This window comes from Bradyrhizobium sp. WBOS08, from assembly GCF_024585125.1.
GTDB lineage: Bacteria > Pseudomonadota > Alphaproteobacteria > Rhizobiales > Xanthobacteraceae > Bradyrhizobium > Bradyrhizobium japonicum_B.
This window is the reverse complement of record NZ_CP028988.1, coordinates 6,569,439-6,596,298: the sequence shown is the minus strand read 5'-3', so window position 1 is coordinate 6,596,298 and position 26,860 is coordinate 6,569,439. Positions and strand designations below refer to the sequence as shown.

Genomic DNA, 26,860 nt, shown 5'->3' with positions numbered 1-26,860 from the left:
AGCTGACCACGTCCGGGAATCAGGGTAGGGGGCCGCGGTTTCCAAAAGCTTAAGGAAACCTTGCGGGAAACCCCGGGAATTGGCGCGAATGACGCCAAATTTTGTGCGTCGCACAAATATTCTTGACTTATTTGTGCGTTGCACTAATTATGGGCACAGTCAGGGAGCCGGGGCTTCCGACCAAAGCCAGGGAAAAGGATTCCGAATGTTCAAGGTTGAAGACTTTCAGAGCTACGGGAAAGAGCAGTTCGAGCAGTGCGTTGCTTCCGCGACCTCGGTGCAGCACGGCCTCCAGGCGATCGCCAGTGCCTATGGCGACTACACGAAGAAGTCGTTCGAAGACACCAAGTCCTTCGTCGAGAAGCTTTCCGGCGTGAAGTCGCTGGACAAGGCCATGGAAGCGCAGACCGATTTCGCCCGGTCCGCCTACGAGACCTTCGTTGCGGAATCGCAGAAGATCGCCGGCCTCTACAGCGACCTCGCCAAGCAGGCGTTCAAGCCGGTCGAGACCATCGTGTCGAAGTTCACCCCGGCCGCCCAGTAACGCTTTCAGGACATCTTGGAATCGAAAGCCCGGCTGATCCAGCCGGGCTTTTTGTTTGCTGCGGTCAATAGGTCAGCGCGCCACGCGCAGCTTCGACAGCGAGGTGCCGATGTCCTTGAACACCGATGCGGTCTGGCTGGCAGACGTGACCAGGTAGAATTTGTCGGTCCCGCTGGCGCAATATTGCAGCACGCTCGAGGTCGGATCGCTGCCGGTGTTCACCTGCACCGTGTAGATCGTGATGTTGGAAGGCTGGGCCTTGGCGTTGTCGCACAGCTTCTTCTGCCGCGCGTCGATCTGCGCCGCGTTGTTATACCAGCGGTTCTGCGTATTGAGTCCGTCGGACAGCAGCACGATCGCGTCCTTGTAAGTGTAGTTGGTGTCCTTGGCCGGCGCGTTCATGGGATCGCCGGTCGACAGCGTCATCCATCCCCAGGCGAGGCCGATGCCCTGGTTGGTGTTGCCCGTGGGCTTCATGGCGTCGATCCGGCCCTTGAGCGCGGTCCAGTCGTAGCTCAACGGCATGATCGGTTGCAGGTAGGACCAGCTGGCCGTGTTGCAGTAGGAGTACTGCTCGGCCGGGAACAGCGTGCCCACATTGCCGCTCGTCGGCGTGGTGTTCTTGGTGTCGTAGTCCTGATCGCGATCGACCACGCAACCGTTCCAGGTATCGTGGTTCGCCGGCGTCCATTTCCATTTGTTGCAATTGTTGGAATTGCCCGACGTGCAGCTCCAGCTGCCGTTGGCGGCATCCCAATCGGTGAAATCGATCCAGCTCTTGTTGTAGTTGCTGGCGCCGACGTTGACGTCCTTGGCGAATGGAACGATCGAGATGTAGACGTCGCCCGGATTCTTGGCGAGCGCGCTGAGTTGATCGACCAGATTCTTCGCCGCCGTCTGCATCGCCCCCATCTTGCCGTCGCTGGCCATCGAGCCGGTATTGTCGAGCACCAGGGCCACGCGCATGCGGACGTTGCCCCAGGCGCTGGTGGACGTGGTGCCGACGTCGAGCGTCGGAAAGCCGGCGATCTTCATGAAGGTGGTCGTATAGGTGCCAGCTCCGGTGAGCTGGATCGTCGAGCCCATGCTGGTGCTGGCCGTATAGCTGGCCGCGACGCTGACCGAGGGCAGGGCGGACGTAGCCGTAAACAGAGCGTTGAAATAGGCCTGCGCCTTCGTGCCAAGCTGCGACGTGGTGATGGTGCCGTTCGACAGGTCCTTGGAGAGCATCAGAGCCGCGGAGTCGAGGGCTGCCTGCATTGACGTGCGGGCCTGGACGGCGCGGCTATAGTCTATTGCGGCCCCGATGAAGCTCAGCACCGGGACCAGGGCAATCGCGAAGATCATGGCGATATTGCCTTGCTCGGCCGCCGCGAAGCGGGCGAGGTGTCGACCAATCAGGCGGACGAGCGGCGAGCGAAACATGACGAGCCCCGAAATCGGTGGTTTTGCCCGATTTCGCGCCACGCCACTGAATGCCTGGTAAATCCCACCGTAGAAGACCGGGGTATCCCGGGGGAAACGTCGTAATCGTGTTAAATGGCTTGGTTCCTGGTCAACAGATTCTAAGCGGTAAGGGCATAAATTTTTGTCAAATCGGTCCGGATTGATTAACCTTGGTCCGGATCGCCCGGACCGGGAATCGGGACTTGCGCGGCCATCGGTCGGACCTTTGCACGCTTGCGGCGAGCCGGGGGCGGGCCCATATTGCTGGCGAACGATCCGGCCCCGACCGGATCTGTCGGGAGCGGCGATCCAACAAGGCGGCGCGCCTGCGCCAGGCTCCGAAGGGCGGGGTCGCGCGGTGACCGCCATTCGCTTCCGTGGGGAATTTGAACGCCTGAGCCATGCCGCAATTGACTTCCAGACTCGACCTGTCCGCGCCAGCCGCTGCCTCCGCTCCTCGCATGAGCCATGACGAGAACCGTTCGGGCAGCCCGTCGGGGCCGAACACGTCGGTCATCACCAAGGTCAAGCCCAAGACCAAGCGGCCGAACCTCTACCGCGTGCTGATCCTGAACGACGACTACACGCCGATGGAATTCGTCGTCCACGTGCTGGAGAAGTTCTTCAACAAGGATGTCGAGGCCGCGACCAAGATCATGCTTCACGTCCACCATCACGGCATCGGGGAGTGCGGTGTGTTCACCTACGAGATCGCCGAGACCAAGGTGACGCAGGTGATGGATTTCGCCCGCAAGCACCAGCATCCTCTGCAATGCGTGATGGAAAAGAAGTAGACGGTGCGTTTGATGCCGGCCCTCGTGTCGGTTGCCGTATGAGCGTCGCGTGACGCCGGTGCGCACCACGTGTGTCGCAGTCGGCAAAACTACGGAATTCCGCGCCGGCCCCGCTCCCGCCCGATAGGAACGGGTTTTGCATCGAAAAATGCCTCAAGTGTGAGTCGCCCGAGTCGCGGAACCGGTCTTTCGCCGCGATCTTGTATAACTATATGTGACAAAGGTTGTTGTTGCCTGACCGGGCGATCACGACCATGATGGTGGGGGCCATAGAGGACGCGAATGCCGACTTTTTCCCAAAGCCTTGAACAATCCCTGCATCGTGCGCTGGCGATCGCAAATGAGCGTCATCACCAATACGCGACGCTCGAGCATCTCTTGCTCTCCCTGATCGACGATTCCGATGCAGCCGCCGTCATGCGCGCCTGTAGCGTCGATCTCGACAAGCTCCGTACGAGCCTCGTCAATTATCTCGAGACCGAATTCGAGAATCTGGTGACCGATGGCGCCGACGACGCCAAGCCGACCGCCGGTTTCCAGCGCGTGATTCAGCGCGCGGTCATCCACGTGCAGTCCTCCGGTCGCGAGGAGGTGACCGGCGCCAACGTGCTGATCGCGATCTTCGCCGAGCGCGAGAGCCATGCCGCGTATTTCCTGCAGGAGCAGGACATGACGCGCTATGACGCCGTCAACTACATCAGCCACGGCATCGCCAAGCGGCCGGGCGTGTCCGAAGCGCGCCCGGTTCGCGGCGTCGATGAGGAGACCGAGGCCAAGGGCAACGAGGACGCCAAGAAGAAGGGCGAGGCGCTCGAGACCTATTGCGTCAACCTCAACAAGAAGGCGCGCGACGGCAAGATCGATCCGGTGATCGGACGCAATTCCGAGATCAACCGCGCGATCCAGGTGCTGTGCCGCCGGCAGAAGAACAACCCGCTGTTCGTCGGCGAAGCCGGCGTCGGCAAGACCGCCATCGCCGAAGGCCTCGCCAAGCGCATCGTCGACAGCGAAGTGCCGGAGGTGCTGGCGGCGGCGACGGTGTTCTCGCTCGACATGGGCACGCTGCTCGCGGGCACGCGCTATCGCGGCGACTTCGAAGAGCGCCTGAAGCAGGTGCTGAAGGAGCTCGAGGCGCATCCCAACGCCATCCTGTTCATCGACGAAATCCACACCGTGATCGGTGCGGGTGCGACATCGGGCGGGGCGATGGATGCCTCGAACCTGCTCAAGCCCGCGCTCGCTTCGGGCACGATCCGCTGCATGGGCTCGACCACCTACAAGGAATATCGCCAGCACTTCGAGAAGGACCGCGCGCTGGTGCGGCGCTTCCAGAAGATCGACATCAACGAGCCGACGGTCGAGGACGCGATCGCGATCCTCAAGGGCCTCAAGCCGTACTTCGAGGACTATCACCGGCTGAAGTACACCAATGAGGCGATCGAAGCCGCCGTTCAGCTCTCCTCGCGCTACATCCACGACCGCAAGCTGCCCGACAAGGCGATCGACGTGATCGACGAGTCCGGTGCGGCTCAGATGCTGGTGGCCGAGAACAAGCGCAAGAAGACCATCGGCATCAAGGAGATCGAGACCACGATCGCCTCGATGGCGCGGATCCCGCCGAAGAGCGTGTCGAAGGACGATGCCGAGGTGCTCAAGCATCTCGAGACGACGCTGAAGCGCACCGTGTTCGGTCAGGACAAGGCGATCGAGTCGCTCGCCGCTTCGATCAAGCTGGCGCGCGCCGGCTTGCGCGAGCCGGAGAAGCCGATCGGCTGCTACCTGTTCTCTGGTCCCACCGGCGTCGGCAAGACCGAGGTCGCCAAGCAACTCGCGGCGAGCCTCGGCGTCGAGCTGCTGCGCTTCGACATGTCCGAATACATGGAGCGGCACACCGTGTCGCGCCTGATCGGCGCGCCTCCCGGCTATGTCGGCTTCGACCAGGGCGGCCTCTTGACCGACGGCGTCGACCAGCATCCGCATTGCGTGGTGCTGCTCGACGAGATCGAGAAGGCGCATCCCGATCTCTACAACGTGCTGCTCCAGATCATGGACCACGGCCGGCTCACCGACCATAACGGCAAGCAGGTCAACTTCCGCAACGTGATCCTGATCATGACCACGAATGCGGGCGCGTCCGATCTCGCCAAGCAGGCGTTCGGCTTCACGCGCTCGAAGCGGGAAGGCGACGACCACGAGGCGATCAACCGGCAGTTCGCGCCGGAATTCCGCAACCGTCTCGATGCCATCGTCTCGTTCGGCCATCTCAGCGTCGAGGTGATCGGCACCGTGGTCGAGAAGTTCGTGCTGCAGCTCGAAGCCCAGCTCGGCGACCGCGATGTCACCATCGAGCTGTCCGAGCCCGCCAAGGCCTGGCTGGTTCAGCATGGTTACGACGAGCAGATGGGCGCGCGGCCCATGGCCCGCGTGATCCAGGAGCACATCAAGAAGCCGCTGGCCGACGAAGTGCTGTTCGGCAAGCTCAAGGGCGGCGGTCACGTCCGCGTCGTTCTGGTCAAGGACGAGGCCGACGAGACCAAGGAGAAGATCGGCTTCGAATTCGTCGAGGGGCCGGTCACGCCGAAGCAGGAGAAGCTGCCCGGCGCCCGCAAGCGCCCGCCGGGCAAGTCCAAGCCGGGCGGTCCCGGCGGCTCGAAGGGGCCGACCAAGGGTCCGCTGGTCAAGGCTTGATCTCGAGCGATATGAATCGAAAGGCCGGCTGAGAAGCCGGCCTTTTTTATGTGTGCGACATCGGGCCAGTGAACCGGTCTCAGTCGCCGCGCAGGCGCTGATCGTCCTGCACTCGGACATGCTCGGCGCCGCGCGCGCCGGCCGGGGACAGCCGCAGCATGCTCAGGACCGCGCCGCAGAGCGCAAATCCGACGCCGGCGAGCAGGGCATATCGTGTGCCTTCGAGCGGATAGCGGCCGAGCAGCAGCGCCACCAGCGCTGCGCCGGTGGTCTGGCCGAGCAGGCGCGCCGTGCCCAGCATGCCGCTGGCCCCGCCGGCGCGCTCGCGCGGGGCGGCGGCGATCATGGTGCGGTTGTTGGGGGTCTGGAACAGGCCGAAGCCGGCGCCCGCGAGTGCCATGCGCCAGATCACGTCGAACGGCGTCGGATCTGCCGGGAGCAAGGCGAGCGTGGCAAGGCCGCAGGCGAACAGCGAGAGCCCGATGCCGCCGAGCAGGCCGGCCGGATAGCGCTCGACCAGGCGGCCCGCGAGCGGCGCCGCGAACGCTATCGCGATTGGCCATGGCGTGATCAGGAGCCCCATATGCACCGCCGAATAGCCGAAACGGCTCTGGAGGTAGAAGGGGATCGCGACGAAGGCGAGCATCTGACCGCAGAACGAGGCGATCGAGGTCGCAATCGACAGCGCGAACACCGGGATGCGCAGCAGATCGACCGGCAGCAGCGGCGAGGTCATGTGGGTCTCGCGCCAGATCAAGAGCGCGCCGGCGACGATGGCGATGGCGAACTGGATCAGGCAGACGATCGCCGGCTCGCCATGACCGACGCTGTCGATGGCTGCGATGCCGACGCCGAACGTGATCGCGGACAGTCCCGCGCTTTGCCAGTCGAAGGAACGGCCGGCGGGCCTGGTATGCGGCAGGCTGCGCAAGCCGATCAGCAGCGTCACCGCGCCGAGCGGCACGTTGATGGCGAACAGCCAGGGCCAGCTTCCGACCGCGAGGATGCCTGCGGCGAGCGTCGGGCCGGCCGCGGCCGAGAAAGCGACCACGAGCGCGTTGAGCCCGATGCCGCGGCCGAGCAGATGGCGCGGATAGGTGAAGCGCACCAACGCTGCGTTGACGCTCATGATGCCGGCAGCGCCAAAGCCCTGGAGGATGCGCGCGGCCGTCAGCAGCGGCAGCGTGTGCGCCAGTGCACACAATGCGGACGCCAGCGTGAACAGCACCAGCCCGGCCAGATAGACGCGGCGATAGCCAACGATCTCGCCGAGCGAGGCCAGCGGCAGCAGCGAGATCGTGATCGCGAGCTGGTAGCCGTTGACGATCCAGATCGAGAAGGCCGGGCTCGCGTCCAGGTCGGCCGCGATCGTCGGCAGTGCGACATTGGCGATGGCGCTGTCGACCACCGCCATGACGATGCCGAGCGCGATCGTCAGCACCGCCTGGTTGCGCTGCGGCTGCGGCAGGCCGTCGATATGCTCGATCGTGGTGGACGACATCGTGACGCGTGTTGGGTTGAGATGCGGTTGCTGGTCGCAACTTGGTCCGGCCCGGGATGGTTCCGGCCAGAGCGGCAGCCGGTTCAGCGCCTATTTCGGCTTCCGCGGCTCCTGAATCGCCCTGAGATAGCTTACCACGGCCTCGGCGTCGTCGCGGTCGAATCGGGCGGTCGGCATGGCGCGGTGAATGCTGCTGTAGCCGTCCTGGAGGCGCTGCGCGAAGTCGGGATCGTAAAGTTTGTTCTCGCCCAGCGTCCGGAAAGGCGGCGCCAGCTCATTTGGGCTCGCGCCGCTCCTGCCGACCGCATGGCACTCCGCGCACATCCGCAGCAGCATGGCTTCAGCGCGCCGCTGCTCGGCGTCCAGGGCTTGACTCGCTGTGCTCCACAGAACGCCAACGGCCAGCCACGCCGGTGCGGCGCGGCTCAGACCGAGGGCCGTGAATAGAGCCTTCATGGCAAATCGACGCATCGGGGCCTCGCGATAGCCACAGAATGCCACGGCCGAGGCTAGCGCGCTTGACGCAGCTCAAGGGGTTCTAGACCGCCGGCGGGTTGCGGTCGATGAACGTCGTCCTCTGGTGCCAATAGGGATAGGGCAGCGTCACCCTGCTCGCCGCATCGAGCTTTGCGACCTGGTCCTTGGTCAGCGACCAGCCGACCGCGCCGAGATTTTCGCGGAGCTGCGCCTCGTTGCGCGCGCCGATGATCAGCGTCGATACCGTGGGCCGCTGCAGCAGCCAGTTCAGCGCGATCTGCGACACGCTCTTTCCCGTTTCCTTCGCGACCTCGTCGATCGCCTCGACGACGCGGTAGACGTGCTCGTCGGGCACGGGCGGGCCGAACTCGGCGGTCTTGGGCAGGCGACTCACCTCGGGCTTCGGCTGACCCCGGCGGATCTTGCCGGTGAGGCGTCCCCATCCGAGCGGCGACCAGACCACCGCGCCCAGGCCCTGGTCGAGGCCGAGCGGCATCAGCTCCCATTCGTAGTCGCGCCCGATCAGTGAATAATAGGTCTGGTTGGCGACGTAGCGCGGAAAGCCGTGCTTATCGGCAAGTGCGAGCGACTTCATCAGGTGCCAGCCCGAGAAATTCGAAACGCCGACGTAGCGGATCTTGCCGGCACGCACCAGCACATCGAGCGTCGAGAGCACCTCCTCGGGCGGCGTGAAGGCGTCGAAGCCGTGGAGCTGAAACAGATCGATGTAGTCGGTGCCGAGCCGGCGCAGCGAACCGTCGATGGCGGCGAGCAGGTGCTGCCGCGACGAGCCGATGTCGTTGGGACCGTCGCCGAGGCGGAAGGTGGCCTTGGTCGAGATCAGCACCTTGTCGCGGCGGCCCTTGATGGCTTCGCCGAGCACGCGCTCGGATTCGCCGAGCGAATAGACGTTCGCGGTGTCGAACATCGACACGCCGGCTTCGAGGCAGATGTCCAGGAGGCGCCGCGCCTCGGTCGCGTCCGTGCTCCCCCACGCCGCGAGGCGGCCGACGCCGCCGAAGGTGCCGGTGCCAAGGCTGAGAGCGGGCACCATGAGGCCTGACCGGCCCAAGCGTCGGTATTCCATCGATATGCTCCTCGGCTGATTGCTGATTGACGTGTGCGGCCCTGGTCCCGACGTTAGCGCAAGCAGGCGCCTTGTCCTATCACGCCCTCACATACCGGACTTGCTTGGATCAGTGCCGCAACTGGCTGTGCCGGAAGTCGCGCGGCGACATGCCGAAATGCCCGCGGAAGGCGCGGCCGAAATGCGAGAGGTCGTTGAAGCCCCAGGCAAAGGCAATCTCGCTGATATGGCGGTGACCGAGAAGGGGCGAGGCAAGGTCGCGCCGGCATTGGGCGAGGCGTTCGGCAAGGACGAAACGCTGGAACGAGGTCTCCTCGTCGGCGAGCAGATCATTGACGTAGCGCGGCGAGATGCCGAGCGCGGCTGCGGTGTCCGCGAGCGAGAGATCGGGGTCGGCGAGATGGGCGCGGACGTGCGCCTTGAGCCGGTAGAGCAATGCAGAGCGGTGGGTCGAGGACGGTAGCGACGTCTTCCGGAGCCGTTCGCTCAGCGCCATCGCGAGCAGATCGACGGCCTGCTCCGACAATGCGGCGGCGCCGTCGGACGCGAGCCGGTCGGCGCTCTGGCAAAGCCGGAAGATGAAATCATAGGCGAGCCGCTCGAGCGGCGCGTCGCCGCCGAACGACATCGCGGTCAGCGTCTCGGTGGCACCTAACCGACGCTGCAACATCTCCCGCGGCACCTTGAAGATGGACTGCGTGAAAGGATCGTTGAACTTCAGCTCATAGGGGCGCGTGGTGTCGTAGAGCGCGAACTCGCCGGGATGGATCACGGTCTCGCGGCCGTCCTGCACCACGCCGCCGTCGCCGCGATGGCCGAGCGCGACCAGGACGAAATCCTGATCCGAGCGAGCAATGCGCGAGGGTGTACGGAACACGTGCTGGCGGTCGGAACAAACCTCGGAGCATACGGCCTTGCCGAGCGCAGCTTGCGTGACCGAGCCGCGAAAGGCACTGCCGAGATCGGACCTGCAGTCGAGCCCGACAAAGACGTCACAGACGATATCCTGCCAGAGCGCGAGCCGCCGATGGGCCGGGCTGCCGTCCGTCGTGAACTGGATTGGCATCTGGAAAGCCTCCCTTGTCCCGTCCAGCAAAACCGCCAATGGAAGGACCCAGCCTGACCGGAGGCAAATCCCGTACCCGGCAGGAATTCCGTCCGGTCGAGTTTTTGTTCCGCCGCGGTCGAGCGCTCGATCGCCCGCTTTGGTCCAATAGACTGCATCGGAGATGGCTTCCGATCAACCGGCCAGGAGGCGGCAATGGGCATCGAACATCCGAAATACAAGGTGGCGGTGGTGCAGGCGGCGCCGGCCTGGCTCGACCTCGACGCCTCGGTCGACAAGTCGGTCGCGCTGATCAGGGAGGCCGCCGAGAAGGGGGCCAGGCTGATCGCCTTCCCGGAGGCTTTCATCCCCGGCTACCCCTGGCACATCTGGATGGACTCGCCGGCCTGGGCGATCGGCCGCGGCTTCGTGCAGCGCTATTTCGACAATTCGCTGGCCTATGACAGCCCGCAGGCCGAACGGCTACGCGATGCCGTGCGCAAGGCCAAGCTCACCGCCGTGATCGGCCTGTCCGAGCGCGATGGCGGCAGCCTCTATCTGGCGCAATGGCTGATCGGACCCGACGGCGAGACCATCGCCAAGCGCCGCAAGCTGCGGCCGACCCATGCCGAGCGCACCGTCTATGGCGAGGGCGACGGCAGCGACCTTGCCGTGCACGCACGGCCCGACATCGGCCGGCTCGGCGCGCTGTGCTGCTGGGAGCATCTGCAGCCGCTGTCGAAATACGCGATGTATGCCCAGAACGAGCAGGTGCATGTCGCGGCCTGGCCGAGCTTCTCGCTCTACGATCCCTTCGCGCCGGCGTTAGGGGCCGAGGTCAACAACGCCGCCTCGCGCGTCTATGCCGTGGAGGGCTCCTGCTTCGTGCTGGCGCCTTGCGCGACGGTGTCGCAGGCCATGATCGACGAGCTCTGCGACCGGCCGGACAAGCACGCTCTGCTGCATGCGGGCGGCGGCTTTGCCGCGATCTACGGCCCCGACGGCAGCCAGATCGGCGACAAGCTGGCGCCGGATCAGGAGGGGCTCCTGATCGCCGAGATCGACCTCGGCGCCATCGGCGTCGCCAAGAACGCGGCAGACCCGGCCGGGCACTATTCGCGCCCGGACGTGACGCGGCTGCTACTGAACAAGAAGCCCTACAAGCGCGTCGAGCAGTTCGCGTTGCCGGCCGATACCGTCGAGCCCACGGACATCGCCGCGGCGGCAAGCTGATCAAAGTGATCGAGGGGAGGGTACGGCCATGGAATCCGCAATTCCTCTGCATCTCGAAACCACGCGCACGCGCCACAAGCGCGTGCCGGACGATTACCAGCCGCCTTATCCGTCTTTCGTGGCGCGCTACAAGCCGGGCGTGAGCCGGGTCGCGATGGCCTATTTCGGCGTGCAGCATCACGGTTCTGCGTCGGCGGCCGCGGCGGAGGCGCTTGCGGAGATCGCGGCGAAGTTCGCTGCCGCAGACGGGCCTTCGCATTGGGACCGCGCGCGCTATGTCGATCAGGCCGGATACGAGACCATCGTCTTCGTCGGCTATTGGGACGACATCGTGCGCTTCGACGCCTGGTTCGAACCGGCGCGCGAAGCCTGGACCGGGCGGCAGCGCGAGGGCATCGGCACGTTCATTGAGGTGCTGCGTCCGACCGTGGCGCGGCACGAGACGCTGTTCTCGTCGCCCGATCGGACTGAGGGCGTCGCGGTGATTGCCGAGGGCATGAGCGGCGAGGTGCAGGAGCACGCCTATTGGGGTGGCATGCGCGACCGCATCCCGCTGTCGCAAACCGACGCGATGGCGCCCGGCGGCACGCCGAAGCTGGTCCGCGACGGCGCTCGGCTGCGGGTCGTGGCGCACGACAACCTCTGCCTGATCCGTTCCGGGCAGGACTGGAGCGATACCGAAGCGTCCGAACGAAAGCTTTATCTCGATGACGTCGAGCCGGTGCTGCGCGAGGGCATGGATTTCCTGCGCGACGACGGTCTCGCGATCGGCTGCTATGCCAACCGCTACATGCGCTTGATCTCGGCCGACGGCAGCATGAGCGAGAAGTCTTATGGCCAGAGCTGGTGGAAGAGTCTGGCGGCCCTGGAGCGCTGGGCGGAGTCGCATCCGACCCATGTCAGGATCTTTGGCGCGGCGATGAAGTATCTGTCGACACTTGGACCGTCAGCCAGGCTGCGACTGTATCACGAGGTCACGGTGGCCGCGGCGGACGAGCAGTTCTTCGAATATCTGAACTGCCACGACAGAACCGGCATGCTGGCTTCCGTGGAAGCGGCCAGCGCCTAAGCGACGCAATGGCCGAGCAGCTCTGGATGCGCGGCGCAGATGTGATGCGCGCCGGCGTCCTTCAGCTCGGCCTCGCTGCCATAGCCGTAGAGCACGCCGATCGCGGTCATGCCGTTGGTGCGGGCGCCAACCACGTCATGGCTGCGGTCGCCGATCATGATCGCGCTGGCGGCATCGACCTTCGTCTCGTCCAGCGCGTAGCGCAGCAGGTCGCGCTTGTCGACGCGCGTGCCGTCGAGCTCGGAGCCGAACACGTGCTCGAAGTAGGATTTCAGGCCGAAATGATCGACGATGCGCCTGGCGTAGACCGCGGGCTTGCTGGTCGCGACGAACATGCGCCGGTTGGTCGCGGCGAGCGTCGTCAGCGTGTCCACGATGCCGGCATAGGCCTCGTTTTCGAAAAGGCCGATATCGCTGAAGCGCTCGCGATAGAGCAGCAGGGCGCGGTCGGCGAGCTCGTCGGTTCCGGTGAGCTTCTTCAGGCTGGCATGCAGCGGCGGTCCGATGCACCAGGTCAGCTCGTCTTCGCTCGGCACCGCGACATCGAGCCGCGCCAGCGCGTACTGGATCGAGCGCGTGATCCCAGGCTTGGGGTCCGTGAGGGTGCCGTCGAGATCAAAAAAGATTGTCACCATCCGGCCGGACCTGCGTTGATATTGCCGTGTGTTGCTAGTTGGCTGGGGTTCCAAGTCAAGGTCCGATTTGTCCTGTCACGTCGATGCCATGCGAATAGCTCGGGTTATCGCTGTCTTGTGCCAAGCCCTCGTGCTGTCGCCGGCGCTGGCAGAGGAGACGCCGGCCCCGGACGTGCCTCCGAAGGCCGAGGAACCCGCGAAGCCGCCGGAGACGCGGAAAGACGCCCGCGAGAGCGACACGCGGGAGTCGATCTGCCTGATCATGGAGGCGGCGGCGCGCGATGCCGATCTCCCACTGGAATTCTTCGCCCGGGTGATCTGGCAGGAAAGCCGCTTCCAGGCCGATGCGGTCGGCCCCATGACGCGCAGCGGCGAGCACGCTCGGGGCATCGCGCAGTTCATGCCGGGCACCGCGAGCGAGCGCGGGTTGCTCGATCCGTTCAATCCGGTGCAGGCGCTGCCGAAGTCGGCGGAATTTCTGAGCGAGCTGCGCAGCCAGTTCGGCAATCTCGGCCTTGCCGCCGCGGCCTACAATGCCGGCCCGCGGCGCGTGCGGGAATGGCTCGCCGGCACCGGCGGAATGCCGGAGCAGACCCGCAACTACGTCTACGCCATTACCGGCACCAGCGTCGATGCCTGGGCCAAGGCAGGAGCGACCGGCAAGGGACCACCGAGCTCACCGCCGACGAGCTGCCGCGATCTGATGGCGCTATTGAAGCGCGCACCGAATGCCTTCGTTGCCGAGCTCGAGCAGCACGTGGAGCTTGCGGCCGCCAAGGCCTGGGGCGTCCAGCTCGCCGCCGGCTTCGACCGCAACAGGGCGCTGGCGATGTACTCGCGTGCCGTCACGCGGCTCAGCGCGGTGATCGGCGACCGCGACCCGAGCCTGCTGTCCTCGGTGATGCGCAGCCGCGGCACGCGCGCGTTCTACCAGGTGCGCATCGGCACTGAGACGCGCAGCGAGGCGGATGATCTGTGCAACCGGATCAGGAAGGCGGGCGGGGCGTGCTTCGTGCTGAGGAACAGGGGTGTGAGCGGGTAACTCCGCTTGACATTCCGGGCTCGCGCCAAGTGGCGCGCCCCGGAATGACGGCGGTGGGTGGGTCGCGCATGCCAGCCCCGCCGCGGGCTTCCTTGACGCGGATGCTCCCATTGCCCGTTATGCAGGCCCGATTCCGCAACCCGGCCAATCCTTCCGTGGCGCTTCCCCCGCTCGATTCCCCGCAATGGAATAGCTCCTGGCTCGCCTTCGGCTGGGGCCTGCGCTCGATCACGCAGACGATCCTCACCATCGTGCTGTTCGTGACCTATCTCGGCATCGGCGCGCTTGCGCACGACTCCCATTTCAGCCTGCTCTGGGCGCTCGCCTCGACGCTGTTCGTCTGGGCGGGGCCGGCGCAGATCATCCTGATCACCACGCTCGGCTCCGGCGCTACCATCATCCAGTCGGCGATCGCCGTCACCGTCAGCGCCATCAGGCTGTTTCCGATGGTGGTCTCGGTGCTGCCGCTGATGCGCACGCCGACGACCAGACGGCGCGAGCTGGTCTTTGCCGCGCATCTCACCGCGGTCACGCTGTGGGTCGAGTGCCACCGCTTCCTGCCGCAGGTGCCGCGTGAGCGGCGCATCGCCTTCGTTCACGGGCTCGGCTGCGGCCTCGTCTCGGTCTGTCTCGTTGCCAACACGGTCGGCTATTTCCTCGCCGCCAACCTGACGCAGACGCTCGGCGCGGCGATCCTGCTGCTGACGCCGCTGTCGTTCCTGTTCTCGACCGCGCGCAACAGCCGCGAAATTGCCGATGTGGTCGCGCTCGTGCTCGGCGTCTTGCTGTATCCGCTGGCCGCGAAGCTGAGCTCCGGCGTCGATATCCTGCTCAGCGGGGTGGTGGCCGGCACGATCGCCTATGGCGTGCATTGGTGGCGGGAGGTGCGCGCATGAGCTCGGCGCAGCTGATCGGCGACTGGCATGCGCTGGCGGTGCTGTTCGTCGCCGGCGTCATTCCCAACCAGATCTGGCGCATGCTGGGCCTGTGGTTCGGCGGCGGCATTGACGAAGGCTCCGAGCTGCTGGTCTGGGTGCGGGCGGTCGCCACCGCGATCCTTGCCGGCGTGATCGCCCAGATCGTGGTCGAGCCGCCGGGCGCGCTCGCCGGCGTGCCTGATATCCTGCGCTACGGCGCGGTGGCCGCCGGTCTCGTCGTGTTCCTGCTGACGCGCCGCTCGATCTTTGCGGGCGTCGTGACCGGCGAAGTCTTCATGCTGGCCGGCAAGTGGTGGTTAGGCTAAAACACGGCTCGACAGCAAGGAATTAGAAATATGGTTCGCAAGAACGAGCTCCGCGAGGGCGAGGTCGCCATCGAGCTGCCGCCCGCGCAGGATGCCGGCCTGATCTTCATCGGCCGCATCCGCACGCCCTGGACCTCGCGGATGGAGACGCCGCGGCAGGGCCGCCAGGATGGCCCGATCTGCCGTCTCGAGATCTTCGAGCCGTTCGTGCCGGCCATCAAGGGCGTCGACTTCTACAGCAATCTCGAGGTGCTCTACTGGCTCGACCAGTCCCGCCGCGACATCATCCTGCAGAGCCCGAAGAACAACGACAAGACCCGCGGCACCTTCTCGCTGCGCTCGCCGGTGCGGCCGAACCCGATCGGCACCTCGATCGTGAAGCTGGTCGGCATCGAGGGCAACGCCATTTTGGTGCGCGGTCTCGACTGCCTCGACAACACGCCGCTGATCGACATCAAGCCGGATCGGTGCGAGTTCACCCCGCTGGCGCCGCCGCAGAAGGGCGATTTCGAGATGGAGTAGTCACGCTCTCTCCGGCGTCATTGCGAGGAGCGAAGCGACGAAGCAATCCAGACTGCCTCCGCGGAGGGATTCTGGATTGCTTCGTCGCAAGGGCTCCTCGCAATGACGGAGTCTGTGGGGCTACCCGGCCTTCAACGCCGCGATCAGCTTCGCCGCATTCTCCTGCAGCACCTTGTCGTCTTCCTTGCGGCTGGCGGGCGGCAGCATGGCGACGCCGTCGTGGCGCGGCATGACGTGCATGTGCAGGTGAAACACCACCTGTCCGCCGGCGGGCTCGTTGAACTGCTGCACGGTGATGCCGTCGGCCTTGAAGGCCTTCATGGCGGCGGCCGCGATCTTGTGCGCGCCGCGGGCGACATGGGCATAATCGTCGGGCTCGATGTCGAGGATGTTGCGGGCAGGGGCCTTCGGGATCACCAGCGTGTGACCGGGGACGCGCGGCATGATGTCGAGGAAGGCGAACACGTGCTCGTCCTCGTAGACCTTGTAGCAAGGCAGCTCGCCGCGCAGGATTTTCGCAAAAATGTTGTTGGTGTCGTAGGTGGTCATATTGGCGGCTCCCGAGAACTTTGCGCCTGGAATTGCGCTTACTGTCACCAGCGGCGGCAAACCGTCAAGGCGCCTCGTCGGCGCCTTTGCGGAACGGGCCGAGCTCGGCGAGCTCGCGTCCGGCTTCCGCGACATAGGCGCGCTCGCGCTTGAGGTAATCGTCGATGGCGCGGCGCAGGCCCGGATCGGCGATGAAGTGGGCGGAATGGGTGGTGCGCGGCAGGTAGCCGCGGGCGATCTTGTGCTCGCCTTGTGCGCCGGCCTCGACATGCCTGAGGCCGCGTTTGATGGCGAAGTCGATCGCCTGATAATAGCAGACCTCGAAATGCAGGAACGGATGATGCTCGACTGCGCCCCAGTTGCGGCCGAACAGCGTGTCCGAGCCGATGAAGTTGATCGCGCCGGCGATCCAGCGGTCGTTGCGGCGGGCCATCACCAGCAGCACGTCCTGGCTCATGGTCTCACCGATCAACGAGAAGAATTCCCGCGTCAGATAAGGCCGGCCCCATTTGCGTGAGCCCGTCTCCATGTAGAATTCGAAGAAGGCGTCCCAGGCCTCCTCGGTGATATCCTTGCCGGTGAGCCAGTGGATGGTGACGCCGGCGGCCAGCGCATCGCGCCGCTCGCGCTTGATCGATTTGCGGTGGCGCGAATTCAGCGTCGCCAGGAAATCGTCGAAGCTGGCAAAGCCCTCATTGTGCCAATGGAACTGCTGGTCGGTGCGCTGCAGGAAGCCGTGCTCGGCGAGCAGCTTCCATTCGTCCTCGCGCGCGAAGGTGACGTGGACCGAGGAGGCCTTGCTGACACCGCACAGCGCCACGAGGCCGCTCGCCAATGCGTCCATGATCCGCTCGCGGTCGACGCCATCGCGGACCAGGAGCCGCGGGCCCGTCGCCGGGGTGAAGGGAACCGAGACCTGGAGCTTCGGATAATAGCGCCCGCCGGCGCGCTCATAGGCGTCGGCCCAGCCGCGGTCGAACACGTACTCGCCCTGGGAATGCGATTTCAGATAGCAGGGCACGATTCCGGCGACGCGGCCGTCCACCTTGGCCACGAGATGCCGCGGGCCCCAGCCGGTGCGGATGGTCGCCGAACCCGATTTCTCAATTGCGGAAAGAAAGGCGTGGGAGACGAACGGGTTATAGGCCGGTCTTGAGAGGCCGAGGGAATCGCCTGAAAGGGAAGATGAGGTTCCGTTGCTGGCCTGATGGCACCCTCCGCCGGGATTGGCGCAGGCGTTCCAATCCTCCGGTGACACGTTGTCAATCGAAGGTACGGCCTCGAGCGTGATTTCGGATGATGCCATCGACCCCCAAGATCGTGCATTGCAGCAGCGACTTCAAGAGGGCGGGGATGGGAGCGTGCCCCGGACGCAGCGCAGCGCTCCTTTAGCGGTGCGCTGCAGATCCGGGGCCCATCTCGCCGCGCAGCGAGCCGCTCCTGGGTCCCGGCTCTGCGCGGCAACGCTGACGCGCTGCCGCTTGTCCGGGACACGAGCGAGGCCCTACGGCACGAATCCCTCAAAGATCATCTGGTCCGCGCATTGCCCGACCCGGGTCCGCTGCTCCGCCGTGCGGACGGTCCAGCCGAGCAGGGCGCAGCCGAAGATGTTGCGGGCGATCCAGGGGGCGGGGGCCGGGAGGTCGTCGATCCGAAACGCCACGAAGTGGGGTTGGGTCCGAAAGCCGTGGCGCAGGTACAGCATGCTGTCGCGCTGCTCCCGCGTCAGCCTGGCCCAATAATCGTCCTCATAGGTCCGCTGCGCGACGATGCCGCGCGGGCGGGAGGGCAACAGCTCGCGCAGCGCCAACACCTGGTCCGGGTCGAAGGACATGCCGACGGCCGGTCCGTCATAGGACGCCAGCACCTCGGCCATCCGCTTCACCAGCTTGCGGTCGCCGCCAAAATGGCTCTTCACCTCGATCACCAGCGGCACGCGGCCGGCGACCAGGGTGCAGAGGTCGGACAACGACATCATCCGCTCGGGCGTGTCCTTGAACCTGACGGCCTTCAGCTCGGCCGCGGTCTTCGAGATCACCTCGCCGGTGGCCTCGGTGAGACGGCCGAGGGCATGGTCGTGATGTACCATGGCCTCGCCGTCGGCGGAGAGCTGGATGTCGACCTCGATCGCGAAATCGCCCGCGATCGCGGCCTGCACCGCGCCGGGCATGTTTTCGACGATGCCACGGGAGATGTCATGCAGGCCGCGATGGGCGACCGGCCGGGCTGTCAGCCAATCGGGCGCGCGCATGTCGCGTCAGGCGACCTCGAACACGCCGTCGACCTCGACCGCGGCATCGGCGGGCAGCGAGGCGACGCCGACGGTGGTGCGGGCATGGCGGCCCTTGTCGCCGAAGGCGGCGACCATCAGGTCGGAGGCGCCGTTGAGCACCTTCGGCCCGTCCAGGAAGTCCGGCGCCGAGTTGATGAAGCCGCCGAGCCGCACCACGCGCACCACCTTGTCGAGATCGCCGAGCGCCGCCTTGACCTGGGCCAGCAGGTTCACCGCGCAGCCGCGGGCGGCCGCGGCGCCGTCCTCGATGGAGACGCCCGCACCCAGCTTGCCCTTGGCGATCAGCTTGCCGGCGGGATCGAAACAGACCTGGCCAGAGACGAACAGCAGATTGCCGGTGCGCACGAACGGGACGTAATTGGCGACGGGCGTAGGGGCCTCGTGCAGCTTGATGCCCTGTTCCGCCAGCTTCTGCTCGACCGTGCCCGCCATGTCCGACCTCTTTGTCCAAAAAATCATTCGCCCCGGCGCGTCCGCAAAGGTAGCCGGGCGCGCCCTGTTTCGCCCATCGGGCCGCCACATGCAAGCAACCGCAAGGGGCCTGTATTTGTTGAGATCGGACAGCAGGTTCAGCGCCAAGGAGGCAACTTTACGTGAAACGGCCTCAGTTGCGACGCAATGGAACGGTCATTAAAATGTCGAATCTGCGCTTCGCAGGGACGCGCCCCCAAGGAATAGACATGGTGCACCTTTTCCGGACTTCGCTCGGTGTGATGGCGCTCGCGGCGGCCAGTTTCGGCCTTGGCGAGGGCGCGCTAGCCGCCAACGGTCCGTTCCTGCCGCACCAGGCGCTCTATGATCTCAGCCTGGTGAAATCGCGCTCCAACTCGGTCAACAGCGCGCGCGGCCGCATCCTCTACAACTTCACCGGCAGCGCGTGCGAGGGCTACACCTCCGAATTCCGCCAGGTCTCCGAGCTCGACAGCGGCGAGGGCAAGGTTACGCTCAGCGACCTCCGTTCCAATTCCTGGGAGGACGCCGCCGGCAAGAGCTACCGCTTCAAGATCGAGACGCGCATGAACGAGGCCGATGCCGGCCGGGTCGACGGCATGGCCGAGCGCGACGGCGACCACATCAACGTCAAGCTGAAGCTGCCGGCGCCGAAGAGTTTTACCCTCGACGGCAGCATCGTGTTTCCCACCGAGCAGATCCAGCGCATCATCGCCGCCGCCAGGGACGGCAAATCGCTGCTCGAGCTCTCGGTCTATGACGGCTCCGACGACGGTCAGAAGGTCTACAACACGCTGACCGTGATCGGCCAGCCGGTTCCCGCCGACCGCGCCACCTCCGCCGATCCCTCGACGTCGGACGAGCACATGAAGTCGCTGAAGCGCTGGCCGGTCACCGTCAGCTATTTCGACCGCGACGCCCAGCAGAAGGAGGGCGAGCAGACGCCGGTCTATGCGATGGCGTTCGAGCTCTACGAGAACGGCGTCTCGCGCCAGCTCGTGCTCGACTACAACGACTTCGTCATTTCCGGCGCGATGGGCAAGTTTGACGTCAAGGACAGCAAGCCCTGCAATTGAGGGCAGAGCCCTTCCTGCGCGACCAGTGCCGTAGTGCCGTAGGGTGGGCAAAGCGTAGCGTGCCCACGCATTCTCTCGATAGTCATTGAGAGATGGTGGGCACGGCGCAAGTGCGCCTTTGCCCACCCTACGAGATCTCTCTTCGCCGCGTTGATCTTGGTAGCGGCAGACTAGCTCTCGTCACACTCCCCAGCTACGCTCTCTCCCAACCAAAAACCTCAGGGAGGCAAGCACCATGCCCAAGCTCGACCATCTCCGCCCCAGCGGCCTGCACCACAATCCCGCTTATTCCCACGTCGTCACCGCCTCAGGCGCGCGCACCATCTACATCTCGGGCCAGGTCTCGGTGGACGAGGAGGGACGGATTGTCGGCGAGGGGGATATCGCCGCTCAGACCACGCAGGTGATGCAGAACCTCGGCCACGCGTTGAAGGCGGCCGGCGCGAGCTATTCCAACATCGTCAAGATCACGACCTTCGTGGTGAACTACAAGCCGGAGCTGCGGCCGATCATCGGCAAGGCCCGCTCGGCCTTCTTCGAAGGCATGGAGCCGCCGGCGTCCACGCTTGTCGGCGTCTCCGCGCTCGCCGCGCCGGAATGGCTGATCGAGATCGAGGCGATTGCGGTCGCGGATTGATCTGACTGTAGGATGGGTAGCAGATCCTACTCTGCTGACAGCTGTTGTAGGACCGCCATCGCTTCGTCCACCCTGTTAACGGGCACGAAGAGATGGTCATGATGGAACGCCGAAACGGCATTCACGCTGATGCCGGCTTCGGCGAGGCGCGCCGTGATCGCCGCCAGGAAGCCGACAGCGTCGAGCGCGGAGTGAACCGTCAGGGTGATCAGCCGCGAAGCGAACGCATAGCGCAGTCCCGCGGCTTCAGCCTCTTCACGAGGGATCACCAGCGTTGTGCCTTCCTGCTCGCGAAACGTCAGCAGGGGGCTGATCGCCGCCGGAATGCGCTCATTTGCAGGGATCGTACAGAACACGAAGATGCCCGGCCGCAGCTCCGGCTTCATACCTCGCAGCAGCACCTGGAGATCGCGTTCACCCGCCATCACTCCTGCGCCTTCTCCGGCCCGTCATATGCGATGCCACGGATCACCGCGGCGCTGCCGAACTTCTTGCGCAGGCTGTCCACCGCGCGCTCGGCGTGGGCGGCGCGGCGGTCGAGCATGTCGGTGTCGTCGGCAGGCGAGCCCTCGCGCAGCGCGCTGACGCCGGCGCCCATAAGGCGGAAAGCGGTGCCGTCGATCTCCTTCGCCAGCATCTCGCGGCAGATCGAGAAGATCTTCGCGGCCAGCTGCGTCGGGGCGGCGATCGACTGCGAGCGCGTGCGCTGACGAAAGTCGGCGGTCTTCAATTTCAGCGTGACGGTCGAGCCCGCGAGCTCGCTGCTCTTCAGCCGCGAGGAAGTCTTCTCGCACAGCCGCCACAGGATCCTCTCCAGCTCGGCGAAATCGCGGATGTCGGTCTCGAACGTGGTTTCGCTGGAGATGGTCTTGGCGCCGCGGTCAGGCTCGACGCGGCGGTCGTCGATGCCGCGCGCGAGCCGCCACAGCCTGCGGCCGTCGCTCGGAAACTGCCGCATCAGCTCGATCTCGTCGGCCTTCTGCAGGTCGGCGATGACGCGGAAGCCGCGCTGCACGAGGCGCTCCTGCGTGGCGGGGCCGACGCCGAAGATGAACCCGACCGGCTTGTCCGCCAGCATCATGCGCGCTTCCTCCTGGTCGAGCGCGGCAAAGCCCCTGGGCTTGTCGAGGTCGGAGGCGATCTTGGCCACGAACTTGTTGCAGGACAGGCCGACCGAGACGGAGATGCCGATGTCGCGCTCGACCTCGCGGGCAAAGCGCGCCAGCACCTTGGCCGGGGCCATGCCGTGCACACGCTCGGTGCCGGAGAGATCGAGGAAGGCCTCGTCGATCGACAGCGGCTCGACCAGCGGCGTCAGCGCCTGCATGGCCTGGCGCACCTCGCGGCCGACCCGGACATATTTCGCCATGTCGGGCGGGATCACGGTCGCATGCGGGCAGGCCTCGAGCGCCTTGAACATGGGCATCGCCGAGCGCACGCCATAGGTGCGCGCGATGTAGCAGGCGGCCGATACCACGCCGCGCTTGCCCCCGCCGATGATGACGGGCTTGTCGGCGATGTCGGGGTTGTCCCGCTTCTCGACCGTCGCGTAAAAGGCGTCGCAGTCGATATGGGCGATGGTCAGCGTGGACAGCGCGCGGTGGCGGACGAGACGGGGGGAACCGCAGGCCGAGCAGCGCCGCACCGCTATGTCCAGATCGGCCAGACAATCCCGGCAGAAGCAGCGGGGCCCGGCCGGGTCGGGGACGGTCACGGCACGTCGCGCTCCCAGGAGGGATCGCCGAGCGAGTCGCCGAGGACCTGCCGCGCTGCGGCAACGTTGGTCGGGTGCAGCTCGACCGAGCCGGCGAAGGCCTTCACTGTGGCGTCATCGCGCATCACGAAATCGAGCACGCTGAGCAGGAAATTGGGGTCCGCGGCGGCATTGCGCAGGGTCTCGGGACCGACCCCTGTCTCGGCCAGGAACAGGCCCAGCCGCTCGGGCTCGCTCGCGACGAAGGACAGAGCCTGAATCGCAACGATTTCAGCGACTTCGCGGGGGTTGTGAACAGGCTTTTTCACGGGGAAGGTTTGCCTTTCCGTTAACTTTCGGTGTCTACTTTGCATCATGCCCGAGTCTCGCCCCTGAGTCTTCCGACCCCAGACAAGCAACTGGAAACCACATCGCAGAAAGTCGACCCTCGGGTTTAACGAAACTCAAGCGAATCTGAGGCTAGTTTGAATCCAGTTTTCGAAACGCCGGAAAGCGGCGTCTGAGGCGTCACATGTATCGGTCCTGCGGACCAATCAGGAGGGCGGGATGGCCAAGACCGTCCTGATCGTGGAAGACAACGAGCTCAACATGAAGCTCTTCCGCGACCTGTTGGAGGCGCATGGCTATCAGACTTCGGGCACCAGCAACGGTTACGAGGCGCTCGATCTCGTTCGCAAGATGCGGCCCGACCTCGTGCTGATGGATATCCAGCTGCCGCAGGTCTCCGGGCTGGAGGTGACGCGCTGGATCAAGGACGATCCGGAGCTGCGTGCCATTCCCGTCGTCGCGGTCACGGCGTTCGCGATGAAGGGCGACGAAGAGCGCATCCGCGAGGGCGGCTGCGAGGCCTATTTGTCCAAGCCGATCTCGGTCGGCAAATTCATTGAGACGGTCCGGCGTTTTATCGGATAGGAAGTGAGTTCACAGTGTCTGCGCGTATCCTGGTCGTCGATGACGTCCCTGCCAACGTCAAGCTGCTAGAGGCCCGCCTTTCCGCCGAATATTTCGACGTGATGACCGCCTCGAACGGCACCGAGGCGCTGGCGATCTGCCATCGCGCCGAATGCGACATCATCCTGCTCGACGTGATGATGCCCGACATGGACGGCTTCGAGGTCTGCCGCCGCCTCAAATCCGATCCGGCCACGCATCACATTCCCGTCGTCATGGTCACGGCGCTCGACAGTCCCTCCGACCGCAATCGCGGGCTCGAGGCCGGCGCCGACGACTTCCTGACCAAGCCCGTCTCCGACGTCGTGCTGATCGCGCGCGTGCGCTCGCTGACGCGGCTGAAGATGATGACCGACGAGCTGCGCATGCGCGCCATCACCTCGCTCGAGATCGGCATGCAGGCGCCCGAGCGCAGCGCCGTCGCCGACACCGGCAAGGGCGGCCGCATCCTCCTGGTCGACGACCGCCAGTCCTCCTATGAGCGGCTGGCGACGATCCTCGCCGCCGAGCACACCATCGACGTCGAGCCCAATCCGACGGAGGCGCTATTCCACGCCGCCGAGGGCAATTACGATCTCCTGATCGTCTCGCTCGACCTCAACAATTTCGACGGCCTCCGCCTCTGCAGCCAGGCGCGCTCGCTGGAGCGTACGCGCCACGTGCCGATCCTGGCGATCGCCGACCCCGAGAACTCGACGCGGCTGCTGCGCGGCCTCGAGATCGGCGTCAACGACTATTTGCTGCGCCCGATCGACAAGACCGAGCTGCTGGCCCGCGCCCGCACCCAGATCCGCCGCCGCCGCTACACCGATCATTTGCGCGACAACGTGCAGAACTCGATCGAGATGGCGATCACCGACGCGCTCACCGGCCTGCACAATCGCCGCTACATGGAGAGCCATCTGGCAACGCTCGCCGAGCAGGCCTCGACCCGCGGCAAGCCGCTGGCGCTGATGATCCTGGACATCGACTTCTTCAAGTCGATCAACGACAATTACGGCCACGACGCCGGCGACGACGTGCTGCGCGAATTCGCGGTGCGGGTGCGCAAGTCGATCCGCGGCATTGACCTTGCCTGCCGCTACGGCGGCGAGGAGTTCGTCATCGTGATGCCGGAGACCGATCTCCACGTCGCAGGCATGGTCGCCGAGCGGCTCCGCCGCTCGATCGCGGGCGAGCCGTTCGCGATCCACAAGGGCGCCAAGCGCATCGAGGTCACGATCTCGATCGGCCTCACCACGCTGGAGCGAAAGGGCGAGGCGGTCGCCGACGTGCTCAAGCGCGCCGACACCGCGCTGTATCGGGCCAAGCACGACGGCCGCAACCGGGTGGTGTCGCAGGCCGCCTGAGGGCCGCCGCGACACAAAAAGTGCGAAAACAACCCCATGCACAGTAGGCGGGGATAGCGGAATCAATGGGTTAGGCGGGTGGCGAAATGGCCTTGCGCGGGCGGTCGCGCCGTTTGACGTGTCGGGCAAAACAGGGGCATTTTGGCAGGATGGCGGTAGCCCTACAGACACCGCTGTCATTCCCCGCGTAGGCGGGGAATCCAGTACGCCGCGGCTTCTGGGTTTAATCACAACTGTCTCTGGAATACTGGATCACCCGCCTTCGCGGGTGATGACACCGAGCGAGACGGCGACGGTTGTTACTGCCGCGGCCGCTTGCCCTTCACCGCCTCGGCATCACGACCCACATCCACCCCCGCATTCCGTAACAGCACCTTCGCCGCTTCCTTCGCGGCGCGCGCCATCGCCGGGTCGTCACGGACGAGGTCCTGGGCGATGGAGCCGTCGACGAGCAACACGAGCTGGGTCGCGAGCGCGTCCGCATCAGCCACGCCGAGCTCGTTCAGGCGGTCGCGAAACCAGAGGCGGCGGCTTTCCTTGAAGGCGACGGCGATCTTCTTCACGGCGCGGTCGGCCGGGCCGAGCTCGGCGACCGCGTTCACGAACGGGCAGCCGCGAAAATCCTTGGCCGCAAAACGCCGCTCCAGCGAATCGAAGGTGGCGAGGATTTGCTCGGCCGGCGGCTTGTCGGAGGGCGATGCGTGCACGAAACGGCGCTCGAGATAGGCCACGATCAGCGCGTCCTTGGACGGGAAGTGGTTGTACAGCGTGCGCTTGCTGATGCCGATTTCGGCCGCGATGGTGTCGACGCCGATCGCGCGAATGCCTTGCAGATAGAACAGCTTGTCGGCTGTCTCTAGGATCCGCTCTTTCATCGTCTGTGGGGTGGGCGGGGGAGCCATGCGGCAGAATGCGTCCTGTTCGCTTGACAGCACCTACCGATCATAGCCTAAGTACACAGGTCTGTGTAACCAAAATCGGCGGCAAAAGCGGACGACGGCATGTGCGCCGTGCCCAAAAGGGAGAAGAAGAATGCCCCTGCTGCAGGTCCTGCGTCCGACCTTGCCGATCTTGATCGGCGCTTCGATCATGCTGACGCTGAGCATGGGGCTGCGGCAGAGCCTCGGCATCTTCATGCAGCCGCTGACGCGCGATATCCACATCTCGATCTCGGATTTCACGCTGGCGCTGGCGGTGCAGAACCTCGCCTGGGGCTTTCTGCAGCCGCTCGCCGGCGCGATGACGGCGCGCTACGGCTTCCGGCCAGTCATGATCGTCGGCGCATTGCTGTACATCGTCGGCCTCGCGCTGATGGCGACCGCGAACGGGATGGTCAGCATCATGATCGGCGCCGGCGTGCTGATCGGGACGTCGCTGGCCTGCACCGCGGCCGCGATCGCGATGTCGGTGGCGGCACGCGCGGTCCCTGCGACGGTGCGCTCGACGGTGCTCGGCATCGTCTCCGGCGCGGGCTCGCTCGGCGCACTGCTGTCGGCGCCGATCGGGCAGATGCTGAACGAGGGCTTTGGCTGGCGCGTCGGCCTTGCCGGCTTCGTCGTCATGTCCGTGCTGATGATCCCGGCGGCGTGGTACGCCGGGCGTGTCGACCAGGTGCCGCTGCCGAAGCCGGCCGCCGACGAGATCGACGAAGCCAGCGCGGTGACCGCGGCAAAAACCGCGTTCGGCAATGCGTCCTTCGTGGTGATGACCTGCGCCTATCTGGTCTGCGGCATGCAGCTCGTGTTCCTCACCACGCATCTGCCGTCCTATCTGGCGATATGCGGCCTCGATCCGATGCTCAGCGCGCAGACGCTCGGCATGATCGGCGGCTTCAACGTGCTGGGTTCGTTGTTCTTCGGCTGGGCCGGCCAGCGCTGGAACAAGCTCGCACTGCTGGGCGGCATCTATATCCTGCGCTCGCTGGCGCTCGCCTGGTACTTCACGCTGCCGGCGACGCCGTTCTCGACGCTGCTGTTCGGCGCGATCATGGGCTTCCTGTGGATGGGCGTCGGCCCGCTGGTCGCGGGCGCCGTCGCCGAGATGTTCGGCCTGCGCTGGCAGGCGATGATCCAGGGCCTCGCCTTCATGAGCCACCAGATCGGCAGCTTCCTCGGTGCCTACGGCGGCGGCGTGCTCTACGACGCGCTCGGCTCCTACACCATGGCCTGGCGCATCGGTGTGGCGCTCGGCCTTGCCGGCGGCATCGTGCAGGTGGCGTTCGCGCTGGTCAGGCCGTCGCAGCCGCCGGCGCCGGTGCTGCGGACAGTGTAAAGGCCAATTGGCATGTCAGCCGCCGGCAAGCCAAGCGTGTTCGGCCCAGCGGATGCAGCCACTTTAGTCTGCGCTGGTCCCGTAAGGTTCATGCGGTTCTGGAAAAATTTCGCAGCTCGCCAGGGCCTGGATGCGATCGTAGGATCGCTATCTCTGGCCGACGTGACTCCAGCTCCAATCCTTTCATTCTGAATGCCTGCGTTGGCGCCGGAGGCGGAGCCGTTCGTCGAAGCCACAAACAACA

General features: G+C 65.5%; 28 protein-coding genes. 14 read left to right on the top strand and 14 right to left on the bottom strand.

The features are described 5' to 3' along the window. Positions 1 to 205: 205 nt before the first annotated feature. Positions 206 to 544, top strand: a complete 339-nt coding sequence (locus DCM80_RS31060; RefSeq protein WP_028135884.1) for a phasin family protein — start codon at positions 206 to 208, stop codon at positions 542 to 544. A gap of 72 nt (positions 545 to 616) precedes the next feature. Here the strand turns inward: DCM80_RS31060 and DCM80_RS31055 are convergent, their stop codons facing one another. Beyond that, positions 617 to 1,969, bottom strand: coding sequence for a pilus assembly protein (locus DCM80_RS31055; RefSeq protein ID WP_257195136.1), 1,353 nt, complete (start codon positions 1,967 to 1,969; stop codon positions 617 to 619). Positions 1,970 to 2,451: 482 nt separating this feature from the next. Between DCM80_RS31055 and clpS the strand changes: the two genes are divergently transcribed. Both clpS and clpA read left to right on the top strand, forming a co-directional pair. After that, entirely contained in the window at positions 2,452 to 2,784 is a 333-nt protein-coding gene (clpS, locus tag DCM80_RS31050; protein WP_257195135.1) for an ATP-dependent Clp protease adapter ClpS, read from the top strand. A gap of 282 nt (positions 2,785 to 3,066) precedes the next feature. Next, the gene (gene clpA / locus DCM80_RS31045; RefSeq protein ID WP_028135887.1) at positions 3,067 to 5,472 is read left to right on the top strand and encodes an ATP-dependent Clp protease ATP-binding subunit ClpA; all 2,406 of its coding nucleotides are present in this window, start codon (positions 3,067 to 3,069) and stop codon (positions 5,470 to 5,472) included. A gap of 79 nt (positions 5,473 to 5,551) precedes the next feature. On the opposite strand, the gene DCM80_RS31040 is transcribed toward clpA, so the two are convergent. From DCM80_RS31040 to DCM80_RS31025, 4 genes are all read right to left on the bottom strand, one after another. Beyond that, positions 5,552 to 6,973, bottom strand: coding sequence for an MFS transporter (locus DCM80_RS31040; protein ID WP_257195134.1), 1,422 nt, complete (start codon positions 6,971 to 6,973; stop codon positions 5,552 to 5,554). A 90-nt stretch (positions 6,974 to 7,063) separates the two neighbouring features. After that, positions 7,064 to 7,444 (bottom strand): c-type cytochrome, encoded by a 381-nt coding sequence (locus DCM80_RS31035; protein ID WP_257195133.1) that lies wholly within the window; start codon positions 7,442 to 7,444, stop codon positions 7,064 to 7,066. 67 nt (positions 7,445 to 7,511) lie between these two features. Further along, positions 7,512 to 8,537, bottom strand: a complete 1,026-nt coding sequence (locus DCM80_RS31030; protein WP_257195132.1) for an aldo/keto reductase — start codon at positions 8,535 to 8,537, stop codon at positions 7,512 to 7,514. Positions 8,538 to 8,646: 109 nt separating this feature from the next. Beyond that, positions 8,647 to 9,603 (bottom strand): helix-turn-helix domain-containing protein, encoded by a 957-nt coding sequence (locus tag DCM80_RS31025; RefSeq protein ID WP_257195131.1) that lies wholly within the window; start codon positions 9,601 to 9,603, stop codon positions 8,647 to 8,649. Positions 9,604 to 9,798: 195 nt separating this feature from the next. On the opposite strand from DCM80_RS31025, the gene DCM80_RS31020 reads away from it, so the two are divergent. Next, positions 9,799 to 10,815 carry a carbon-nitrogen hydrolase family protein gene (locus DCM80_RS31020; RefSeq protein WP_257195130.1) on the top strand — a complete coding sequence of 339 codons (1,017 nt, stop codon included), beginning with the start codon at positions 9,799 to 9,801 and terminating at the stop codon, positions 10,813 to 10,815. A 28-nt stretch (positions 10,816 to 10,843) separates the two neighbouring features. Next, entirely contained in the window at positions 10,844 to 11,884 is a 1,041-nt protein-coding gene (locus DCM80_RS31015) for a phenylacetaldoxime dehydratase family protein (RefSeq protein WP_257195129.1), read from the top strand. Here the strand turns inward: DCM80_RS31015 and DCM80_RS31010 are convergent. Then, a complete protein-coding gene (locus DCM80_RS31010; protein ID WP_257195128.1) occupies positions 11,881 to 12,519 on the bottom strand; it encodes an HAD family hydrolase in 639 nt (212 codons plus the stop codon). The genes DCM80_RS31015 and DCM80_RS31010 overlap by 4 nt on opposite strands. A gap of 88 nt (positions 12,520 to 12,607) precedes the next feature. Here DCM80_RS31010 and DCM80_RS31005 point away from each other — a divergent pair, with 88 nt between their 5' ends. The 4 genes from DCM80_RS31005 to tsaA all read left to right on the top strand — a co-directional run bounded on the left by DCM80_RS31005 (position 12,608) and on the right by tsaA (position 15,326). Continuing rightward, on the top strand, positions 12,608 to 13,561 hold the full coding sequence (locus DCM80_RS31005) for a lytic transglycosylase domain-containing protein (protein WP_257195127.1): 954 nt from the start codon (positions 12,608 to 12,610) through the stop codon (positions 13,559 to 13,561). A gap of 155 nt (positions 13,562 to 13,716) precedes the next feature. Beyond that, a complete protein-coding gene (locus DCM80_RS31000; protein WP_257198100.1) occupies positions 13,717 to 14,457 on the top strand; it encodes an AzlC family ABC transporter permease in 741 nt (246 codons plus the stop codon). Further along, positions 14,454 to 14,804: an AzlD domain-containing protein gene (locus DCM80_RS30995; RefSeq protein ID WP_028135897.1), complete on the top strand. Its 351-nt coding sequence runs from the start codon at positions 14,454 to 14,456 to the stop codon at positions 14,802 to 14,804. The genes DCM80_RS31000 and DCM80_RS30995 overlap by 4 nt, the downstream gene beginning before the upstream one ends. 30 nt (positions 14,805 to 14,834) lie before the next feature. After that, positions 14,835 to 15,326, top strand: a complete 492-nt coding sequence (gene tsaA, locus DCM80_RS30990; RefSeq protein WP_257195126.1) for a tRNA (N6-threonylcarbamoyladenosine(37)-N6)-methyltransferase TrmO — start codon at positions 14,835 to 14,837, stop codon at positions 15,324 to 15,326. A 120-nt stretch (positions 15,327 to 15,446) separates the two neighbouring features. Here the strand turns inward: tsaA and DCM80_RS30985 are convergent, their stop codons facing one another. From DCM80_RS30985 to DCM80_RS30970, 4 genes are all read right to left on the bottom strand, one after another. Further along, the gene (locus DCM80_RS30985) at positions 15,447 to 15,875 is read right to left on the bottom strand and encodes an HIT family protein (protein ID WP_257195125.1); all 429 of its coding nucleotides are present in this window, start codon (positions 15,873 to 15,875) and stop codon (positions 15,447 to 15,449) included. Positions 15,876 to 15,939: 64 nt separating this feature from the next. Continuing rightward, the gene (locus DCM80_RS30980; RefSeq protein ID WP_257195124.1) at positions 15,940 to 17,181 is read right to left on the bottom strand and encodes a GNAT family N-acetyltransferase; all 1,242 of its coding nucleotides are present in this window, start codon (positions 17,179 to 17,181) and stop codon (positions 15,940 to 15,942) included. Positions 17,182 to 17,379: 198 nt separating this feature from the next. After that, entirely contained in the window at positions 17,380 to 18,126 is a 747-nt protein-coding gene (locus tag DCM80_RS30975; protein WP_257195123.1) for a glycerophosphodiester phosphodiesterase, read from the bottom strand. A 6-nt stretch (positions 18,127 to 18,132) separates the two neighbouring features. Then, positions 18,133 to 18,600 carry a RidA family protein gene (locus tag DCM80_RS30970; protein WP_018321130.1) on the bottom strand — a complete coding sequence of 156 codons (468 nt, stop codon included), beginning with the start codon at positions 18,598 to 18,600 and terminating at the stop codon, positions 18,133 to 18,135. A gap of 248 nt (positions 18,601 to 18,848) precedes the next feature. On the opposite strand from DCM80_RS30970, the gene DCM80_RS30965 reads away from it, so the two are divergent. Then, positions 18,849 to 19,694, top strand: a complete 846-nt coding sequence (locus DCM80_RS30965; protein ID WP_257195122.1) for a cell envelope integrity EipB family protein — start codon at positions 18,849 to 18,851, stop codon at positions 19,692 to 19,694. Between the two features lie 235 nt (positions 19,695 to 19,929). Next, the gene (locus DCM80_RS30960; protein WP_135163700.1) at positions 19,930 to 20,331 is read left to right on the top strand and encodes a RidA family protein; all 402 of its coding nucleotides are present in this window, start codon (positions 19,930 to 19,932) and stop codon (positions 20,329 to 20,331) included. 26 nt (positions 20,332 to 20,357) lie between these two features. Here DCM80_RS30960 and DCM80_RS30955 read toward each other — a convergent pair whose 3' ends face one another. From DCM80_RS30955 to DCM80_RS30945, 3 genes are read right to left on the bottom strand one after another with little or no spacing between them, the layout of a single operon-like run. Beyond that, complete coding sequence (locus tag DCM80_RS30955; protein ID WP_257195121.1) at positions 20,358 to 20,756, bottom strand: ACT domain-containing protein; 399 nt, start codon at positions 20,754 to 20,756, stop codon at positions 20,358 to 20,360. Continuing rightward, positions 20,756 to 22,045 (bottom strand): DNA polymerase IV, encoded by a 1,290-nt coding sequence (locus tag DCM80_RS30950; RefSeq protein ID WP_257195120.1) that lies wholly within the window; start codon positions 22,043 to 22,045, stop codon positions 20,756 to 20,758. The genes DCM80_RS30955 and DCM80_RS30950 overlap by 1 nt, the downstream gene beginning before the upstream one ends. After that, positions 22,042 to 22,353 carry a DUF3572 domain-containing protein gene (locus DCM80_RS30945; RefSeq protein ID WP_028135907.1) on the bottom strand — a complete coding sequence of 104 codons (312 nt, stop codon included), beginning with the start codon at positions 22,351 to 22,353 and terminating at the stop codon, positions 22,042 to 22,044. Before DCM80_RS30945 ends, DCM80_RS30950 begins: the two co-directional genes overlap by 4 nt. Positions 22,354 to 22,591: 238 nt before the next feature. Here DCM80_RS30945 and DCM80_RS30940 point away from each other — a divergent pair, with 238 nt between their 5' ends. Both DCM80_RS30940 and DCM80_RS30935 read left to right on the top strand, forming a co-directional pair. Next, complete coding sequence (locus DCM80_RS30940) at positions 22,592 to 22,957, top strand: response regulator (RefSeq protein WP_008566616.1); 366 nt, start codon at positions 22,592 to 22,594, stop codon at positions 22,955 to 22,957. Positions 22,958 to 22,971: 14 nt separating this feature from the next. Further along, on the top strand, positions 22,972 to 24,345 hold the full coding sequence (locus DCM80_RS30935) for a PleD family two-component system response regulator (protein WP_257180155.1): 1,374 nt from the start codon (positions 22,972 to 22,974) through the stop codon (positions 24,343 to 24,345). Between the two features lie 299 nt (positions 24,346 to 24,644). On the opposite strand, the gene DCM80_RS30930 is transcribed toward DCM80_RS30935, so the two are convergent. After that, positions 24,645 to 25,247, bottom strand: coding sequence for a TetR/AcrR family transcriptional regulator (locus DCM80_RS30930; protein ID WP_257195119.1), 603 nt, complete (start codon positions 25,245 to 25,247; stop codon positions 24,645 to 24,647). A 130-nt stretch (positions 25,248 to 25,377) separates the two neighbouring features. On the opposite strand from DCM80_RS30930, the gene DCM80_RS30925 reads away from it, so the two are divergent. After that, positions 25,378 to 26,616, top strand: coding sequence for an MFS transporter (locus DCM80_RS30925; protein WP_257195118.1), 1,239 nt, complete (start codon positions 25,378 to 25,380; stop codon positions 26,614 to 26,616). The last annotated feature ends 244 nt before the right edge of the window (positions 26,617 to 26,860 follow it).

What these genes read in the sequence shown, in the direction of transcription:
- DCM80_RS30980 (WP_257195124.1), bottom strand. Translation starts at nt 17,181, where the DNA reads ATGGCATCATCCGAAATCACGCTCGAGGCCGTACCTTCGATTGACAAC.
- DCM80_RS31020 (WP_257195130.1), top strand. Translation starts at nt 9,799, where the DNA reads ATGGGCATCGAACATCCGAAATACAAGGTGGCGGTGGTGCAGGCGGCG.
- DCM80_RS30975 (WP_257195123.1), bottom strand. Translation starts at nt 18,126, where the DNA reads ATGCGCGCGCCCGATTGGCTGACAGCCCGGCCGGTCGCCCATCGCGGC.
- DCM80_RS30965 (WP_257195122.1), top strand. Translation starts at nt 18,849, where the DNA reads ATGGTGCACCTTTTCCGGACTTCGCTCGGTGTGATGGCGCTCGCGGCG.
- DCM80_RS30940 (WP_008566616.1), top strand. Translation starts at nt 22,592, where the DNA reads ATGGCCAAGACCGTCCTGATCGTGGAAGACAACGAGCTCAACATGAAG.
- DCM80_RS31040 (WP_257195134.1), bottom strand. Translation starts at nt 6,973, where the DNA reads ATGTCGTCCACCACGATCGAGCATATCGACGGCCTGCCGCAGCCGCAG.
- DCM80_RS31035 (WP_257195133.1), bottom strand. Translation starts at nt 7,444, where the DNA reads ATGCGTCGATTTGCCATGAAGGCTCTATTCACGGCCCTCGGTCTGAGC.
- DCM80_RS31030 (WP_257195132.1), bottom strand. Translation starts at nt 8,537, where the DNA reads ATGGAATACCGACGCTTGGGCCGGTCAGGCCTCATGGTGCCCGCTCTC.
- DCM80_RS31060 (WP_028135884.1), top strand. Translation starts at nt 206, where the DNA reads ATGTTCAAGGTTGAAGACTTTCAGAGCTACGGGAAAGAGCAGTTCGAG.
- clpA (WP_028135887.1), top strand. Translation starts at nt 3,067, where the DNA reads ATGCCGACTTTTTCCCAAAGCCTTGAACAATCCCTGCATCGTGCGCTG.
- DCM80_RS30930 (WP_257195119.1), bottom strand. Translation starts at nt 25,247, where the DNA reads ATGGCTCCCCCGCCCACCCCACAGACGATGAAAGAGCGGATCCTAGAG.
- DCM80_RS31025 (WP_257195131.1), bottom strand. Translation starts at nt 9,603, where the DNA reads ATGCCAATCCAGTTCACGACGGACGGCAGCCCGGCCCATCGGCGGCTC.
- DCM80_RS31055 (WP_257195136.1), bottom strand. Translation starts at nt 1,969, where the DNA reads ATGTTTCGCTCGCCGCTCGTCCGCCTGATTGGTCGACACCTCGCCCGC.
- DCM80_RS30985 (WP_257195125.1), bottom strand. Translation starts at nt 15,875, where the DNA reads ATGACCACCTACGACACCAACAACATTTTTGCGAAAATCCTGCGCGGC.
- DCM80_RS30955 (WP_257195121.1), bottom strand. Translation starts at nt 20,756, where the DNA reads ATGGCGGGTGAACGCGATCTCCAGGTGCTGCTGCGAGGTATGAAGCCG.
- DCM80_RS30970 (WP_018321130.1), bottom strand. Translation starts at nt 18,600, where the DNA reads ATGGCGGGCACGGTCGAGCAGAAGCTGGCGGAACAGGGCATCAAGCTG.
- tsaA (WP_257195126.1), top strand. Translation starts at nt 14,835, where the DNA reads ATGGTTCGCAAGAACGAGCTCCGCGAGGGCGAGGTCGCCATCGAGCTG.
- DCM80_RS31015 (WP_257195129.1), top strand. Translation starts at nt 10,844, where the DNA reads ATGGAATCCGCAATTCCTCTGCATCTCGAAACCACGCGCACGCGCCAC.
- clpS (WP_257195135.1), top strand. Translation starts at nt 2,452, where the DNA reads ATGAGCCATGACGAGAACCGTTCGGGCAGCCCGTCGGGGCCGAACACG.
- DCM80_RS30960 (WP_135163700.1), top strand. Translation starts at nt 19,930, where the DNA reads ATGCCCAAGCTCGACCATCTCCGCCCCAGCGGCCTGCACCACAATCCC.
- DCM80_RS30995 (WP_028135897.1), top strand. Translation starts at nt 14,454, where the DNA reads ATGAGCTCGGCGCAGCTGATCGGCGACTGGCATGCGCTGGCGGTGCTG.
- DCM80_RS31010 (WP_257195128.1), bottom strand. Translation starts at nt 12,519, where the DNA reads ATGGTGACAATCTTTTTTGATCTCGACGGCACCCTCACGGACCCCAAG.
- DCM80_RS31005 (WP_257195127.1), top strand. Translation starts at nt 12,608, where the DNA reads ATGCGAATAGCTCGGGTTATCGCTGTCTTGTGCCAAGCCCTCGTGCTG.
- DCM80_RS30925 (WP_257195118.1), top strand. Translation starts at nt 25,378, where the DNA reads ATGCCCCTGCTGCAGGTCCTGCGTCCGACCTTGCCGATCTTGATCGGC.